This window comes from Cronobacter sp. EKM101R (assembly GCF_963888145.1).
Lineage (GTDB): Bacteria > Pseudomonadota > Gammaproteobacteria > Enterobacterales > Enterobacteriaceae > Cronobacter > Cronobacter turicensis.
Map to the genome: position 1 here is coordinate 33,849 of NZ_CAWPHW010000062.1, position 15,336 is coordinate 49,184.

Consider the following 15,336-nt stretch of genomic DNA (forward strand, 5'->3'; position numbering starts at 1 on the left):
GGAGGCCGCATGACAAGCGCTTCGCAAAAATGGTTGCAGCGCGCCGCCCCGTGGGTGGTGCCGGTGGGAATTATCGCCGTCTGGCAGCTCGCCTCCCAGACGGGCTGGCTGTCGACGCGCATTCTGCCGTCGCCGGAAAGCGTGGTGGAAACATTCTGGCGGCTGACGGCGAGCGGCGAGCTCTGGCAGCATCTGGCGATCAGCAGCTGGCGCGCGCTGGTGGGCTTTTCCATCGGCGGTTTGATTGGGCTGGCGCTCGGGCTTATCAGCGGGCTGTCGCGCTGGGGCGAGCGGCTGCTAGACAGCTCCATTCAGATGCTGCGCAACGTGCCGCATCTGGCGCTGATCCCGCTGGTGATTTTGTGGTTCGGCATCGACGAGAGCGCCAAAATTTTTCTGGTGGCGCTCGGCACGTTGTTCCCGATTTATATCAACACCTGGCACGGCATCCGCAATATCGATAGCGGTCTGCTGGAGATGGCGCGCAGCTACGGGCTTTCGGGCTTCAGTCTGTTCCGGCAGGTGATTTTACCAGGCGCCCTGCCCTCGATTATGGTCGGCGTGCGCTTTGCGCTCGGGCTGATGTGGCTGACGCTTATCGTGGCGGAGACGATTTCGGCGAACTCCGGCATTGGCTATCTCGCGATGAACGCGCGCGAATTTTTGCAAACCGACGTGGTGGTGGTGGCGATTATTCTCTACGCCCTGCTCGGCAAGCTCGCGGATCTCAGCGCCCGCCTGCTTGAGCGCGTCTGGCTGCGCTGGCACCCCGCTTACCAGATTAAAGAGGCGAACGCATGACGACATCACGACTCAACCAGGGAACGCCGCTGCTGCTGGAAGGCGTGACCAAGCGCTACGGCGAGAAGACTATCCTTAACGCGCTGGATCTGCATGTTCCCGCCGGGCAGTTTGTGGCGGTAGTCGGGCGCAGCGGCGGCGGCAAGAGTACGCTGCTGCGCCTGCTCGCCGGGCTTGAAACGCCAGAGGACGGCGAGCTGCGCGCCGGAAACGCGCCGCTTGCCGACGCGCGCGAAGATACCCGGATGATGTTTCAGGATGCGCGACTGCTGCCGTGGAAAAAGGTGCTGGATAATGTCGGGCTGGGGCTTAGAGGCGACTGGCAGCCTGCGGCGCGCCGGGCGCTGGAGGAAGTGGGCCTGGCCGACCGCGCGAACGACTGGCCCGCCGCGCTTTCCGGCGGGCAGAAACAGCGCGTGGCGCTGGCGCGCGCGTTGATTCACCGCCCCGGCCTGCTGCTGCTTGATGAGCCGCTGGGCGCGCTGGACGCCCTCACGCGTCTTGAGATGCAGGAGTTGATTGTATCGCTGTGGCGCGAGCACGGGTTTACGGTGTTGCTGGTGACGCATGACGTGAGCGAGTCGGTGGCGATGGCGGAACGGGTGTTGTTAATCGAAGACGGGAAGATCGGGCTCGATATGGCGGTGGATCTGCCGCACCCGCGTCATCACGGCACGCCGCGGCTGGCGGAGCTGGAAGCGCGAGTGTTGAACCGGGTGATGCGTAAAACGCCCGCGCCGGTACGCGCAATGAAAGTTGGGTGAGGCGTTATCGTCAAAAGAAAGGCGGGTGCGCTGTGCTTACCCGCCCTACAAACCTTGCCAGGGTGTTATGTGGGGTCGGTAAGCGCAGCGCACCCACCATCACAATGCCACCGTAGGGCGGGTAAGCGCAGCGCACCCGCCATCACAATGCCACCGTAGGGTGGGTAAGCGCAGCGCACCCACCGCCCCATGTCAGCACATCACGCCAGCGCCTTGCTCACTTTCTCGTACAGATCGCCGGACAGCTTCGGCAGCGCTTTGAGCTCCTCCAGCGCCGCGCGCATCAGCGCCTGACGTTTTTCGTCATAACGCTTCAGGCGGATCAGCGGCTCAATCAAGCGCGACGCCACCTGCGGGTTGCGGGTGTTGAGCTCAATCAGCATATCCACCAGGAAACGGTAGCCGCTGCCATCCTCGGCATGGAACGCCGCCGGGTTGTTGGTGGCGAACGCCCCCACCAGCGCGCGCACGCGGTTCGGGTTGCCCAGCGTGAAAGCGCGGTGCTCCAGCAGCGCGCGGACATTGCTGACCACCGCTTTCGCCGGACTCATCGCCTGCAACATAAACCACTTATCCATTACCAGACCGTCGTGGTGCCACTTGTCGTCATACTCGGCAAGCAGCGTATCGCGGCACGGCAGTTGCGCCGCCACGGCGGCCGCCAGCGCGGCCAGCGCGTCGGTCATGTTGTCCGCGTCGTGATACTGGTTTGAAACCAGTTTATCCGCCAGCTGCGCATCGCCAAACGCCAGATAATGCAGGCAGGTGTTACGCAGCGCGCGCTTGCCGATATCGGCGTGATCGATACGGTAGCCGGTAAGTTTATGCGCGTTGTAGACCGCCAGCAGTACATCGGCAAGTTCGGTCGCCAGCGTGCGGGTCAGCGCGTCGTGCACCGCCGCGATGGCCTGCGGATCGATGGTCTGGAACAGCTCGGCGATTTCGTTTTGCGACGGCAGCGTCAGGATCTCCGCCGCCAGCGCCGGATCGATGGTCTCGTCAAGCAGGATCGCGCGGAAGGCGTCCGCCACGTGCAGCGGCAGCGACAGCGGCTGTTGCTGCTGGTAGCGCGCGACGTTGAGCTTGATATGGGTGGCGAGCAGGCTCTGCGCCGCATCCCAGCGTGAGAAATCGTTCCGCGCATGGCGCATCAGGAACGTTAACTGCTGGTCGCTCCATTTATATTCCAGCTTCACCGGTGCGGAGAATTCGCGCAGCAGCGACGGCACCGGCTGGAAGTAAACATTATCAAAGACGAACGTCTGCTCCGCCTGCGTCAGGTTCAGCACGTGGTGCACCGGATGACCGTCTTTTTGCAGCGGGATAACCTTGCCTTCGTTGTCATACAGCTCGATATCGAACGGAATATGCAGCGGCAGTTTTTCCGGCTGGTCCGCCGTCGGCGGCGTGCGCTGGCTTAATGTCAGCGTGTACTGCTCGGTCTGCGGGTTGTAATCATCCTGCACGGTGACAATCGGCGTGCCGGACTGGCTGTACCAGCGGCGGAAATGGGAGAGATCGACATTCGACGCGTCTTCCATCGCCTGTACGAAATCGTCGCAGGTCGCGGCGCTACCATCGTGACGTTCGAAGTAGAGCTGCATCCCTTTCTGGAAATTCGCTTCGCCAAGGAGCGTATGCAGCATGCGGATCACTTCGGAACCCTTCTCATACACGGTCAGGGTGTAGAAGTTGTTCATCTCGATGACCATGTCCGGGCGAATCGGGTGCGCCATCGGGCTTGCGTCTTCGGCGAACTGCATCGCGCGCATGGTACGCACGTTGCTGATGCGGTTGACCGCGCGGGAGCCGAGATCGGAGCTGAACTCCTGATCGCGGAACACCGTCAGCCCCTCTTTCAGGCTCAACTGGAACCAGTCGCGGCAGGTGACGCGGTTGCCGGTCCAGTTGTGGAAATATTCGTGGCCGATAACGCGCTCAATGTTGAGATAGTCTTTATCCGTCGCGGTTTCAGCGCGCGCCAGCACGAATTTGGAGTTGAAGACGTTAAGCCCTTTGTTCTCCATCGCGCCCATGTTGAAGAAATCCACCGCGACAATCATATAGATGTCGAGATCGTACTCCAGGCCGAAGCGCTCTTCGTCCCACTTCATGGAGTTTTTCAGCGAGGTCATCGCCCAGCCGGCGCGGTCCAGATTGCCGCGGTCCACATAGAGCTCCAGCGCCACATCGCGGCCGGAACGGGTGGTGAAGGTATCGCGCAGCACGTCGAAATCGCCCGCCACCAGCGCAAACAGGTAGCACGGTTTCGGGAACGGATCTTCCCACTGCATCCAGTGGCGGCCATCGTCCAGCTCGCCCTGCGCCATGCGGTTGCCATTGGAGAGCAAATAGGGGTATTTCGCTTTATCGGCGATGATTTTGGTGGTGAAGCGCGCCAGCACGTCCGGGCGGTCCAGATACCAGGTGATATGACGGAACCCTTCAGCTTCGCACTGGGTGCAGAGCGCCTCGCCTGACTGATACAGGCCTTCCAGCGCGGTGTTCGCTGTCGGGTTGATGTCGTTGACGATTTTAAGCGTGAAGCGCTCCGGCAGGTTTTCCAGCACCAGCGCGCCCTCTTCCAGGCGGTGATGCGTCCAGGGCTGTCCATCCACCTCGACCGAAATCAGGGTAAGGTCTTCGCCATCCAGACGCAGCGGCGCGTTTTCCGCCACGCGGCGGTTGATCTGACTGACAGCGGTGACCCGCGTTCTGGCGGCGTCGAGGTCAAAGGTCAGATCAATGTCGGTAATCAGGTAATCCGGCGCACGGTAATCGTGGCGGTATTTTGCTTGTGGCTGTTGAGTCATAAAAAACCTTATCCAGGGTCCGTATGGTTACGACTCCAGTCTATTCCTGTTGCGTTAATGTTGCCACGCAGAATCTTTCACTTTTCAGCGGCTACCGCGCAGATTGTTACATTTTTTGAACATCATTATTCGCGGCGCGCGGCGCAAATCTCGAACGCTTGGCTTTACACCGCTGGGCGCCCGTTTGGTGGTGACAGCTCAGGAGTCTACCGCCGTGGTGATGTATAAGGATCTTCGCCGCATCCGTGCGGTTTCGGCCCCCCTTCTTAGCGCATTCGACTGTTTTGATTACAGGCGAGCAGGCCGCCATCCCCCCACACGGACTGCCAGTCACATGGCCTGCTTCATCAGAAAGCAAAAATAGCTGTTTTTACCTGAAAATCGTGCCATCTCTCTTCTCCGTATTAAGAAAGCATTATCACCGTCCTCTTATGAGCCTTAACAGGCAAGCAACGCCGCGGTGTGATATATACAGGCATGTCTGAGGCATCCACGTTATATGCCAGAGTGTCTTATTTACACGTTGTACTATGAATGATTGATCGCCTCTGAATATTCAATCGACTTGGTTGCGCAGGCGACGCAATTATTACCCGTAGCATTAAACCCGAAATTTGACAACATGACTTAAAACTATGTTTAGTAGGTTCGCGCGTTGTGAGGGCTTGCTACACTGCATTCCTCTGTTTGAATTTTTCTGATAACAGCGATAAAAAGCGATTATGAACAGTAAAGCCTTCAGCGCCATCATTCCTCTTTATGAGAAACATGCCTCCGCGTTTGCCAAAATGCGCCCTACGAATTTGTCAGAAAAAGTATGGCTGGACAAATTCATAAGCCATCTTCCTCCGGAAGGGCATATTCTTGATCTGGGTTGTGGCAATGGCTCACCGATTGCAGAATACCTGCTTAGTCAGGGAGTTAACGTCACTGGCGTTGACTCATCACCGTCTATGATTGCCCGATGCAAAGAAAAATTCCCTCAGGGAACCTGGCGGGTCGCCGACATGCGGGAGCTGCGCCTGGACATACAGTTTGACGGCCTTCTTGCATGGGATAGTTTTTTTCATTTATGTCATGCCGATCAACGTAAGATATTTGCGCTTTTCTCTGCTTATACAAAAGAGGGCGCGCCTCTGATGTTCAATGCCGGGCCAGAAGAAGGTGAAGCTATCGGCGAGTTTCAAGGCGAACCACTTGCTCACTCCAGTCTGTCGTCCCTTGAATACGAATCGTTGATGCAAAAATATAACTTTCATTTAATTGAGCATGTTGTTGAAGATAAACAATGCAATGGCCGCACCATATGGCTTGCGGCAAAAAATAACACCTGACCAGGGGCATTATTTTTACCAGCACAAGGCGTCATCAAATTATAATACCTTCAGAGGCATCAATAGCTGATGTATTAATAACGAGGCAACCTGAACATCATTTTTATCAGTGGTGATGGAATCGCTGTTGATAAAGGGTGAAGCCGTAAGGGGGCCGTTTGCCCGTTGCCATCCCCGTATATCAGGAAGGCCCGTTTTCAGCCAGACCATAATGCCAGGTCGCTATGCTCCACCCAAAACTGGCTGCTTGCCCCCACTCATGCCAAAAGCGGAACGGGAGGAGAGAAACACGTGTCGGATCCACCGTGTTACAGGGCCTGTTGCTACATTTAAGTAACATGCGGCACAAATTGCCCTCGACCCGCCTCGTCGGTTGTGTTGTGATCCTGCTTCAATAAACCGATAATCAGGGTATACTCCTGCGTCTTTATCTGCTTATGCCACTGATAGATACGCGCCTGTGAGAGGATGCCAGTTCGCACCATGACACAATACGCTTCCCCCCTATTGCAAACGCTGCTGGATACGGACGCCTATAAGCTGCATATGCAGCAGGCGGTTTTTCACCACTATTATGACGTGCATGTCGCAGCGGAATTTCGCTGCCGGGGTGACGATCTGCTGGGCATCTATGCTGACGCGATTCGCGAACAGGTAGATGCCATGCAGCATCTGGCGCTCTCTGACGCGGAGTATCAGTGGCTCTCCGGCCTGCCGTTTTTCCGGGCCGACTATCTGCAGTGGCTGAAAACGTTCCGTTATGATCCGACGCAGGTGCAGATCCGCAACGACGGCGGCAAACTGGACATCCGCTTAAGCGGCCCGTGGCGCGAAGTGATCATGTGGGAAGTGCCGCTGCTGGCCGTAATCAGCGAGCTGGTGCACCGCTACCGCACCCCGGAGGCGAGCGTCGATCAGGCGCTGGCGCATCTCGACGTAAAACTGAACGATTTCCGCGCCATGACCGACGGGCTGGATTTAAGCGCCTTCCGTCTGATGGATTTCGGCACCCGCCGCCGCTTCTCTCGCGATGTTCAGCAGGCGATTGTTGAACGCCTTAAGCTGGAACCGTGGTTTATCGGCACCAGCAACTACGATCTCGCCCGCCGTCTCTCTCTCACGCCGATGGGCACGCAGGCGCATGAATGGTTCCAGGCGCATCAGCAAATCAGCCCGGATCTCGCCAACAGCCAGATTGCGGCATTGCAGGCGTGGCTTGACGAATACCCGGATATGCTCGGCATTGCGCTGACCGACTGCATTACGATGGACGCCTTTCTGCGCGATTTCGGCCCGGAATTCGCGGGCCGTTATCAGGGCCTGCGCCACGACTCCGGCGACCCGGTGCAGTGGGGCGAGAAAGCCATCGCGCACTATCAGCAGCTCGGCATCGATCCGCTCAGCAAAACACTCATTTTCTCCGATAACCTCGATTTCGCGAAAGCGATTGAGCTCTATCGCCACTTTGCCGATCGTGTGAAGCTGGGCTTTGGCATCGGCACCCGTCTGACCTGCGATATCCCACACGTGAAGCCGCTCAACATCGTGATTAAGCTCGTTGAGTGTAACGGTCGCCCGGTGGCAAAGCTCTCCGACAGCCCCGGCAAAACGATTTGTCACGATAAGGCGTTTGTGCGCGCGCTGCGCAAAGCCTTCGATCTTCCTCAGGTGCGTAAAGCAAGCTGATGTTTTCTCAAAGGGAGCCGCGCGCTCCCTGCTTTTCCCTCTCCTTTGCGATTTCTTTTTCCCGCACCGCGAATTCTGCTTGTCTGATGGCGTATGCCAGGTAACATAGATATCCCCCCGTCGGGGTGGAAAATGTTATTTTTGACCATTAACCAGAGAGAAAATTATGAGCGTTGTGCCTGTAGCCGACGTACTCCAGGGCCGCGTTGCCGTTGACAGTGAAGTCACCGTGCGCGGGTGGGTGCGTACCCGAAGAGATTCAAAAGCTGGCATCTCCTTCCTCGCCGTTTATGACGGTTCCTGCTTTGATCCGATACAGGCTGTCATTAATAATTCTCTGCCCAATTATAATGAAGAGGTTTTGCACCTCACGACGGGCTGCTCAGTTATCGTCACCGGCAAGGTGGTTGAATCCCCGGGCGAAGGCCAGAGCTTCGAACTGCAGGCAACGCAGGTTGAAGTGACCGGCTGGGTGGACGATCCGGATACCTACCCGATGGCGGCCAAGCGCCACAGCATCGAGTATCTGCGTGAAGTGGCGCATCTGCGTCCGCGCACCAACCTGATTGGCGCCGTGGCACGCGTACGCCACACGCTGGCGCAGGCGCTGCACCGTTTCTTCCACGAGCAGGGCTTCTTCTGGGTCTCCACGCCGCTTATCACCGCGTCTGATACCGAAGGCGCGGGTGAAATGTTCCGCGTGTCGACGCTGGATCTGGAAAACCTGCCGCGCGACGATCAGGGCAAAATCGATTTCGATAAAGACTTTTTCGGCAAAGAAGCGTTCCTGACCGTTTCCGGTCAGCTGAACGGCGAAACCTACGCCTGCGCGCTGTCGAAAGTCTATACCTTCGGCCCGACCTTCCGCGCTGAAAACTCCAACACCAGCCGCCACCTGGCGGAGTTCTGGATGCTGGAGCCGGAAGTGGCGTTCGCCAACCTGAACGACGTGGCAGGCCTCGCGGAAGCGATGCTGAAATATGTCTTCAAAGCGGTGCTGGATGAACGCATGGACGACATGAAGTTCTTCGCCGAGCGTGTGGATAAAGAAGCCATCGACCGTCTGGAGCGTTTCATCTCCGCAGACTTCGCGCAGGTGGACTACACCGACGCGGTCGCCATTCTTGAGAAATGCGGCGAGAAATTCGAGAACCCGGTTTACTGGGGCGTTGATCTGGCGTCCGAGCATGAACGTTATCTCGCCGAGAAACACTTCAAAGCGCCGGTGGTGGTGAAAAACTACCCGAAAGACATCAAGGCGTTCTATATGCGCCTTAACGAAGATGGCAAAACCGTGGCCGCGATGGACGTCCTCGCGCCGGGCATCGGTGAAATCATCGGCGGCTCCCAGCGTGAAGAGCGTCTCGACGTGCTGGATGCGCGCATGGAAGAAATGGGCCTTAATAAAGAAGACTACTGGTGGTATCGCGATCTGCGCCGTTACGGCACCGTGCCGCACGCCGGTTTTGGTCTCGGCTTTGAACGTCTGATCGCCTACGTAACCGGCGTTCAGAACGTGCGTGACGTTATCCCCTTCCCGCGTACTCCGCGCAACGCGAACTTCTAATCCTCAGAGGGCCAGCTTGCTGGCCCTTTTTTCTGTCAGCCTCTTATTGTTCATTTTTTATTACGGTTTCGATGAATCTTGCCGTGCGTAAAAATTCATCAATTATCTAATGGCTTTTTTGACGCCGCTTCGCTATAGCATATTTGCACACAACTTCCACAGACTTCTGGACTTCCATCCGTCCCATCCTGAAAAAAACAGCTGTTGCTTACAATTGTATAAAAATGCGTCTTATCTAAATTAATGATAAGTTTTTCATATATATAAGAAAGGAATGAGCAAAATTTATTCACCTAAGTAATAAATTTGAGGTCTCTCACAAAGTTCCCTTCCATTAATAAATTCTTACACAATATTTCTTTTTGTTACTCGATTTAGACATTTGTAGCACTTTCAGGGTAGCGAAACGATTATATGAATGGAAAGATGCCAGACAGACACAGAAAGACACCAAACTCTCATCAATAGTTCCGTAATGAATTATTGACGGCAGTGGCAGGTGTTCAAAAAAACCAATGAGGGTAATAAATAATGATGAAGCGCAATATCCTGGCAGTGGTTATCCCTGCCCTGCTGGTAGCCGGTGCAGCAAACGCTGCTGAAATCTATAACAAAAACGGCAACAAACTGGATCTTTACGGAAAAGTTACTGCTGAACACGATTTCGTGACTTCAGGCGATAACACCAGCAACGGCGACGCCACCTATGCGCAGCTGGGCTTCAAAGGTGAAACTCAGATCAACGATCAGCTGACCGGTTACGGCCAGTGGGAATACCGTGCCTATGCAAGCAGCGCTGAATCTGAGCAGGGTGAAAATAACTCTAACCGTACCCGTCTGGCCTTTGCTGGTCTGAAAATTGCGGACGCGGGCTCCATCGATTACGGCCGTAATTACGGTATCGTTTACGATGTTGAATCTTACACCGATATGGCACCGTCTTACTCCGGTATGACCTGGGCTAACTATTCTGATAACTTCATGACCGGCCGTACCACTGGCGTTCTGACCTACCGTAACACTGGCTTCTTCGGCCTGGCTGATGGTCTGAACTTTGGTATCCAGTATCAGGGTAAAAACGACCGTGATAACGCTGCCACTTCTAACGGCGATGGCGTTGGTTACTCACTGGGTTACGATTTTGGCGAAGGCTTCAGCGTTATTGGTGCTTACAGCAATGCTGACCGCACCACTCGTCAGGAAAATCTGATTCACGAAGTTAAAGATTCACAAGACAGAGTCATTGGTACTCGCGGCAGCGCGCGTGGCGGTGATGCAGAAGCCTGGGCGGTTGGCGCTAAATACGATGCTAACAACGTATATCTGGCAACCGTGTATGCAGAGACCCGCAACATGACCCGCGAAGCTGATAACACCTTCGCCAACAAAACTCAGAACTTTGAAGCGATCGCTCAGTACCAGTTCGATTTCGGTCTGCGCCCGTCCATCTCTTACGTGCAGTCCAAAGGTAAAGATCTGGCTGCATCGTACAATGGCAAGTTCTCTGGCGGCGATGCTGACCTGCAGAAATATGTTGAAGTTGGTGCTTACTACTACTTCAACAAAAACTTCAACGTATACGTTGACTACCAGATCAACCTGATCGACGACGACGCTTACGCTCGTAACGTGGGTATCGTTAACGGTCGTGACGACCAGGTTGCACTGGCTGCGACCTACCAGTTCTAATCAGCACAACCGTGTTGTCTGATAGCGAAAAAACAGGGCTTCGGCCCTGTTTTTTTATGCGTAAAAGAAAATTCTGCCAACTTTTGCGATCCACATAACTTTTCCGGGCAAACGGTTGGCATTTTGTAAATCTCCCGTTAACCTGATAGCGAATTTCCCTTCTGAAATCACAATGGAACCTCGTCATGTTTGAGAACATTACCGCCGCCCCAGCCGACCCGATCCTTGGCCTGGCCGATCTGTTTCGTGCCGACGATCGCCCAACCAAAATTAACTTAGGCATTGGTGTTTACAAGGATGAAACCGGTAAGACCCCGGTTCTGACCAGCGTTAAAAAAGCAGAACAATATCTGCTGGAAAATGAAACCACCAAAAACTACCTCGGCATTGACGGTATTCCCGAATTCGGCCGCTGCACGCAGGAACTGCTGTTCGGTAAAGGCAGCCATATTATTAGCGATAACCGCGCCCGCACGGCGCAGACCCCAGGCGGCACCGGCGCGCTGCGTGTCGCGGCGGATTTCCTCGCCAAAAATACCGACGTCAAACGCGTCTGGGTCTCTAACCCGAGCTGGCCGAACCATAAAGGCGTGTTCAATTCCGCCGGGCTGGAAGTGCGTGAATACGCTTACTATGACGCCGCGAACCATACGCTCGATTTCGACGGCCTGTTAAGCAGCCTGCAGGAAGCGCAGGCGGGTGACGTGGTGCTGTTCCACGGCTGCTGCCATAACCCGACCGGCATTGACCCGACGCTGGATCAGTGGGAACAGCTGGCGAAGCTGTCTGTCGAAAAAGGCTGGCTGCCGCTGTTTGACTTCGCCTACCAGGGCTTTGCCCGCGGTCTGGAAGAAGATGCTGAAGGCCTGCGCGCGTTTGCCGCTCTGCATAAAGAACTTATCGTCGCGAGCTCTTACTCCAAAAACTTCGGCCTGTACAACGAGCGCGTCGGCGCCTGTACGCTGGTGGCGGCAGAAGCCGACGCCGCAGACCGCGCGTTCAGCCAGATGAAATCCTGCATTCGCGCCAACTACTCCAACCCCCCGGCACACGGCGCGTCGGTCGTGGCGACCATTCTCAGCAACGAGGCCCTGCGCACCATGTGGGAGCAGGAGCTGACCGACATGCGCCAGCGCATCCAGCGTATGCGTCAGCTGTTTGTGAACACGCTGGCGGAGAAAGGCGCAAACCGCGATTTCAGCTTTATCACCAAACAGAACGGCATGTTCTCGTTCAGCGGCCTGACCAAAGAGCAGGTGCTGCGTCTGCGTGAAGAGTTTGGCGTGTATGCGGTGGCGTCCGGACGTGTGAACGTGGCGGGCATGACGCCGGATAACATGGCGCCGCTGTGCGAAGCTATCGTCGCTGTGCTGTAATGACGACGTAAAAACAAAAGGGCCGCACTGTGCGGCCCTTTTTTATTGGCAAGACATTACCAGACCGGCATTTCATCCTGCAGGAAAGGATTGTGCAGGCGCTCGTGACCGAGCGTTGACATCGGGCCGTGGCCGGGAATAAAAGTGACGTCATCGCCGAGCGGCAGCAGCTTACGCTTGATGGCGTCGATAAGCTGGCTGTGATCGCCGCGCGGGAAATCGCTGCGCCCCACCCCGCCTTTAAATATCACGTCGCCGGAAACCAGCAGACGGGACTGCGCGTCGAAAAAGACGATATGGCCCGGCGTATGACCAGGACAGTGCAGCACGGCAAGCGTTATATTGCCGACATTCACCGTATCGCCTTCATTAAGCCAGCGATCCGGCGTGAGCGGCTGGCACTCATCAAGGCCAAACATGCGGCTTTGCGCAGGCAGGCCCTGCAGCCAGAACTCATCTTCTTTTTCCGGGCCGATAATGGGGATGCCGTAGTGCGCCGCAAGCTCCGCCGCCGCGCCGACATGGTCGAGATGACCATGCGTCAACAGGATCTGCTGCAGCGTCACGCCCATCCGGGCGACTTCTTCCTTGATACGCTGCGCATCGCCGCCGGGATCTACCAGCGCCGCCTGTCGCGTCCCCTCACACCAGATTAACGAGCAGTTCTGGGCGAACGCCGTTACCGGAATAATATGATAGTTCATACCGCTCCTTTTACCCGGCACGCTGCCGGGGTCGTTAATTACCAGTGCCTTAGCGGCCCGGTATCAATATGCACAAAGTTACTGCTGGGGTAGTATCCTACACCACCGGCGCGCAGAGATAACGCCGCTTTGCGAATATTGCTTAACGAAATGCCTTCGATATGAAAATCCATGGCCTGGCCTTTGGTGTGGTAGCTGTGCTTCGCCACGCCGCGGCTTTTGGATCGCAATTCGTTATTGGTATCAACGGAGCGATAGCCGGAAATCAACTGTACCGGTTTACGGGTGCCGAGCAGCCCCTGCAAACGGAAAAGCTGATCGAATAATCGGGGGTCAATCGCTTTTACCTTATTTGCCCGGTAATCACGAAAGAAATGGTTTAGCTTTGCTAATTCATCCTGAATATAGCCCCGGCCATCAAAAAACTCGGCCTTAATGGATTCGCCAGTATGTAAATTATTGAGCGTAAGAATACGCGGTCGTGGCGTCGACAGGGTTGCAAATGCAGGCGTGGGCAGTATCGCAGCGCCTAAAGCGGCGCCGCCGAACGCCAGCAGTTTGCGGCGATGAGCGTCAATTTTATCCATGATATTCAGGTCTACAATCAAATGAACAATAACTATGCACTTCTGGCGCACGAGTGGCACCTTAACCGCCAGCCGGGGGGGAGTCAATACAGGTCAAAGCCGCGAATAACGGGCCTTTTTTTACGTTTGGCCCGTTTTCGCTTCACATTGAGCAGGTTAAGTCCGCGGAATTAAACCTGTTAGCGGATGAGTTGTTCCACTTTTGGGAGGATTTGTGCGCCCGATCGCGCGGTGTGATCGTAATTGTAAATATCTGTACGATATTGCGGACGCCCGTCTTCACCGATAAAGGCGGTCAGATAATAGAGGTTCACCGGAATGGTCTGCGGAATATTCACATAACGCGTATTCCCCTCTTTCAGCGTCTGCGAAATACGCGAATCGTTCCAGCCTGCATCCTGCAGCAGCATATTAGCCAATTCAGACGCCTTATTCACACGCACGCAGCCGGAGCTGAGCGCCCGGGAATCACGCTGGAAGAGATTGTGGTTCGGCGTATCGTGCAGATAGATAGCGTCAGAGCTTGGCATATTGAACTTATACCGCCCCAGCGAGTTATGCGCGCCAGGCGCCTGCTGGAAACGGAAAGGCAGGTTAGACGGCGTGATCGTCGCCCAGTCCACCATCCACGGATCCACCACGTCAGCGTTGCCCCCCCAGCCGTTCAGCACTGTATAGCCGTGGCTTTCCAGATACCCCGGGTCATTCCAGACTTTCGGCAGAATATCTTTGCGCGCCAGCGTCGGCGGCACATTCCACGGCGGGTTCACCACCACGTTATTGAGCGCGCTGCTCATCAGCGGCGTTTTACGATCGGGCCTGCCGACAATCACGCGCGACGCCAGCACCGGGTTCCCGTTCTGGTAATAAACCAGCGAATACTCGGGAATATTCACCATAATGCCGGTGCTGAGTTTGCCAGGCAGCAGGCGCAGACGCTGGATATTGAGCGCCAGCAGCGCGGCGCGCTGCGCGGGCGTCACGTTCAGCCAGTCGCGCGTCGACTGACCAATCACGCCATCGGCGCCCAGCCCCTGCCACTTCTGAAAACGTTTCACCGCCGCGACGAGGTCTTTATCGTAGACAGCGCGCGCCGGTTTTGGCGTGCTGGTCTGGCTTGCGGATTGCGGAGCCGCGGACGGGCTTACGACGCCGTTGTTATCGCCCGGCAGCACAATATCCGGGCCGCCGTCCAGCATCCCGGTGCGCTGTAAAATCTCTTTCAGGGCCGGAACATCGCTGCTCCACTGACCAGGGCGCAATTTTTCTTTGCCGGTCATCTGCGGCCACGGGCGGGTATCCGCCACCAGTTGCAACAGCGAGGCGTGCATCGCGGCATAGTGCGGGTGCACAGGCGCCAGCGAACGCACGAACGCCGGTACCGAGCCATTATCCAGCGCGACCTGCCACTGGTTAAGCACGTTCAGCGCGGGCATTTCCGGTTTGTACGGTTTTTCGCTGTAGAGCCAGCGGTTGCCCTGGCTTGGGATACCGGAAATAAACTGCAGATACCCGACCATCGCGTCGCTCAGCACGATATCGCGCGCGAGCCCGGTGACGGCAGGATCAGTAAGCTGTTCCACCCAGGCGGTAAACTGCGGCTGGAAACCGGCCAGCGCCACTTCCGCGAGCTGCTGCTGGAAGGCCTGTACCGCGTCGCGGTTCTCCCACATCGGTTTAAGATCGCGCGCAGCGTAAAGCCCTACCAGCGCGTTCATATACACAGGCGTAAAGCCCGCCGGCAGCGCCGCCTGTAACTGCGTACGCACGCTCGCGAGGCGGCTTGCGGCATCGGGCGCCGCATTCGCTGCGAGGAACACCATGCCCGGCGACAGCGCCAACGGCTGCGCGCTGAGCGTCGTGACGCTGTCAGTGGTGATCAGTTCTGGTTCGTCGGCATACGCGTTAAACAGTGGAGCGATACTGAGAGCCAGGCACAAACTCAGCGCTGACCGTCGAAAACCATGCATATTAAGCACCATCCCTTGCCCCCTGTTTTTCAGAATAGTTCGGCA

The 15,336-nt window shown here is 56.3% G+C and carries 11 protein-coding genes; 7 read left to right on the forward strand and 4 right to left on the reverse strand.

Annotated features, from left to right (window positions below):
- Nucleotides 1–9 precede the first annotated feature (9 nt).
- Both ssuC and ssuB read left to right on the forward strand, forming a co-directional pair.
- Nucleotides 10–801, forward strand: a complete 792-nt coding sequence (gene ssuC / locus AACV31_RS20590) for an aliphatic sulfonate ABC transporter permease SsuC (protein WP_165153537.1) — start codon at nucleotides 10–12, stop codon at nucleotides 799–801.
- Nucleotides 798–1,565 carry an aliphatic sulfonates ABC transporter ATP-binding protein gene (ssuB, locus tag AACV31_RS20595; RefSeq protein WP_165153535.1) on the forward strand — a complete coding sequence of 256 codons (768 nt, stop codon included), beginning with the start codon at nucleotides 798–800 and terminating at the stop codon, nucleotides 1,563–1,565. Before ssuC ends, ssuB begins: the two co-directional genes overlap by 4 nt.
- Nucleotides 1,566–1,765: 200 nt before the next feature.
- On the opposite strand, the gene pepN is transcribed toward ssuB, so the two are convergent.
- Nucleotides 1,766–4,378: an aminopeptidase N gene (pepN, locus tag AACV31_RS20600; protein ID WP_165153533.1), complete on the reverse strand. Its 2,613-nt coding sequence runs from the start codon at nucleotides 4,376–4,378 to the stop codon at nucleotides 1,766–1,768.
- Between the two features lie 722 nt (nucleotides 4,379–5,100).
- Between pepN and AACV31_RS20605 the strand changes: the two genes are divergently transcribed.
- From AACV31_RS20605 to AACV31_RS20625, 5 genes are all read left to right on the forward strand, one after another.
- Entirely contained in the window at nucleotides 5,101–5,712 is a 612-nt protein-coding gene (locus AACV31_RS20605) for a class I SAM-dependent methyltransferase (RefSeq protein WP_165153531.1), read from the forward strand.
- Between the two features lie 483 nt (nucleotides 5,713–6,195).
- On the forward strand, nucleotides 6,196–7,398 hold the full coding sequence (pncB, locus tag AACV31_RS20610; RefSeq protein ID WP_105537986.1) for a nicotinate phosphoribosyltransferase: 1,203 nt from the start codon (nucleotides 6,196–6,198) through the stop codon (nucleotides 7,396–7,398).
- A gap of 166 nt (nucleotides 7,399–7,564) precedes the next feature.
- Nucleotides 7,565–8,965 carry an asparagine--tRNA ligase gene (asnS, locus tag AACV31_RS20615; protein ID WP_007768855.1) on the forward strand — a complete coding sequence of 467 codons (1,401 nt, stop codon included), beginning with the start codon at nucleotides 7,565–7,567 and terminating at the stop codon, nucleotides 8,963–8,965.
- Between the two features lie 531 nt (nucleotides 8,966–9,496).
- Nucleotides 9,497–10,654 (forward strand): porin, encoded by a 1,158-nt coding sequence (locus tag AACV31_RS20620; RefSeq protein WP_105580971.1) that lies wholly within the window; start codon nucleotides 9,497–9,499, stop codon nucleotides 10,652–10,654.
- A gap of 185 nt (nucleotides 10,655–10,839) precedes the next feature.
- The gene (locus AACV31_RS20625; RefSeq protein ID WP_165153529.1) at nucleotides 10,840–12,030 is read left to right on the forward strand and encodes an amino acid aminotransferase; all 1,191 of its coding nucleotides are present in this window, start codon (nucleotides 10,840–10,842) and stop codon (nucleotides 12,028–12,030) included.
- Nucleotides 12,031–12,086: 56 nt separating this feature from the next.
- On the opposite strand, the gene AACV31_RS20630 is transcribed toward AACV31_RS20625, so the two are convergent.
- The 3 genes from AACV31_RS20630 to ldtD form a co-directional block, all read right to left on the reverse strand.
- Nucleotides 12,087–12,734, reverse strand: a complete 648-nt coding sequence (locus tag AACV31_RS20630) for an MBL fold metallo-hydrolase (RefSeq protein WP_165153527.1) — start codon at nucleotides 12,732–12,734, stop codon at nucleotides 12,087–12,089.
- A gap of 38 nt (nucleotides 12,735–12,772) precedes the next feature.
- Complete coding sequence (locus tag AACV31_RS20635; protein ID WP_032805302.1) at nucleotides 12,773–13,321, reverse strand: YcbK family protein; 549 nt, start codon at nucleotides 13,319–13,321, stop codon at nucleotides 12,773–12,775.
- Nucleotides 13,322–13,500: 179 nt separating this feature from the next.
- The gene (gene ldtD / locus AACV31_RS20640; protein WP_165153525.1) at nucleotides 13,501–15,303 is read right to left on the reverse strand and encodes a L,D-transpeptidase; all 1,803 of its coding nucleotides are present in this window, start codon (nucleotides 15,301–15,303) and stop codon (nucleotides 13,501–13,503) included.
- Nucleotides 15,304–15,336 lie beyond the last annotated feature (33 nt).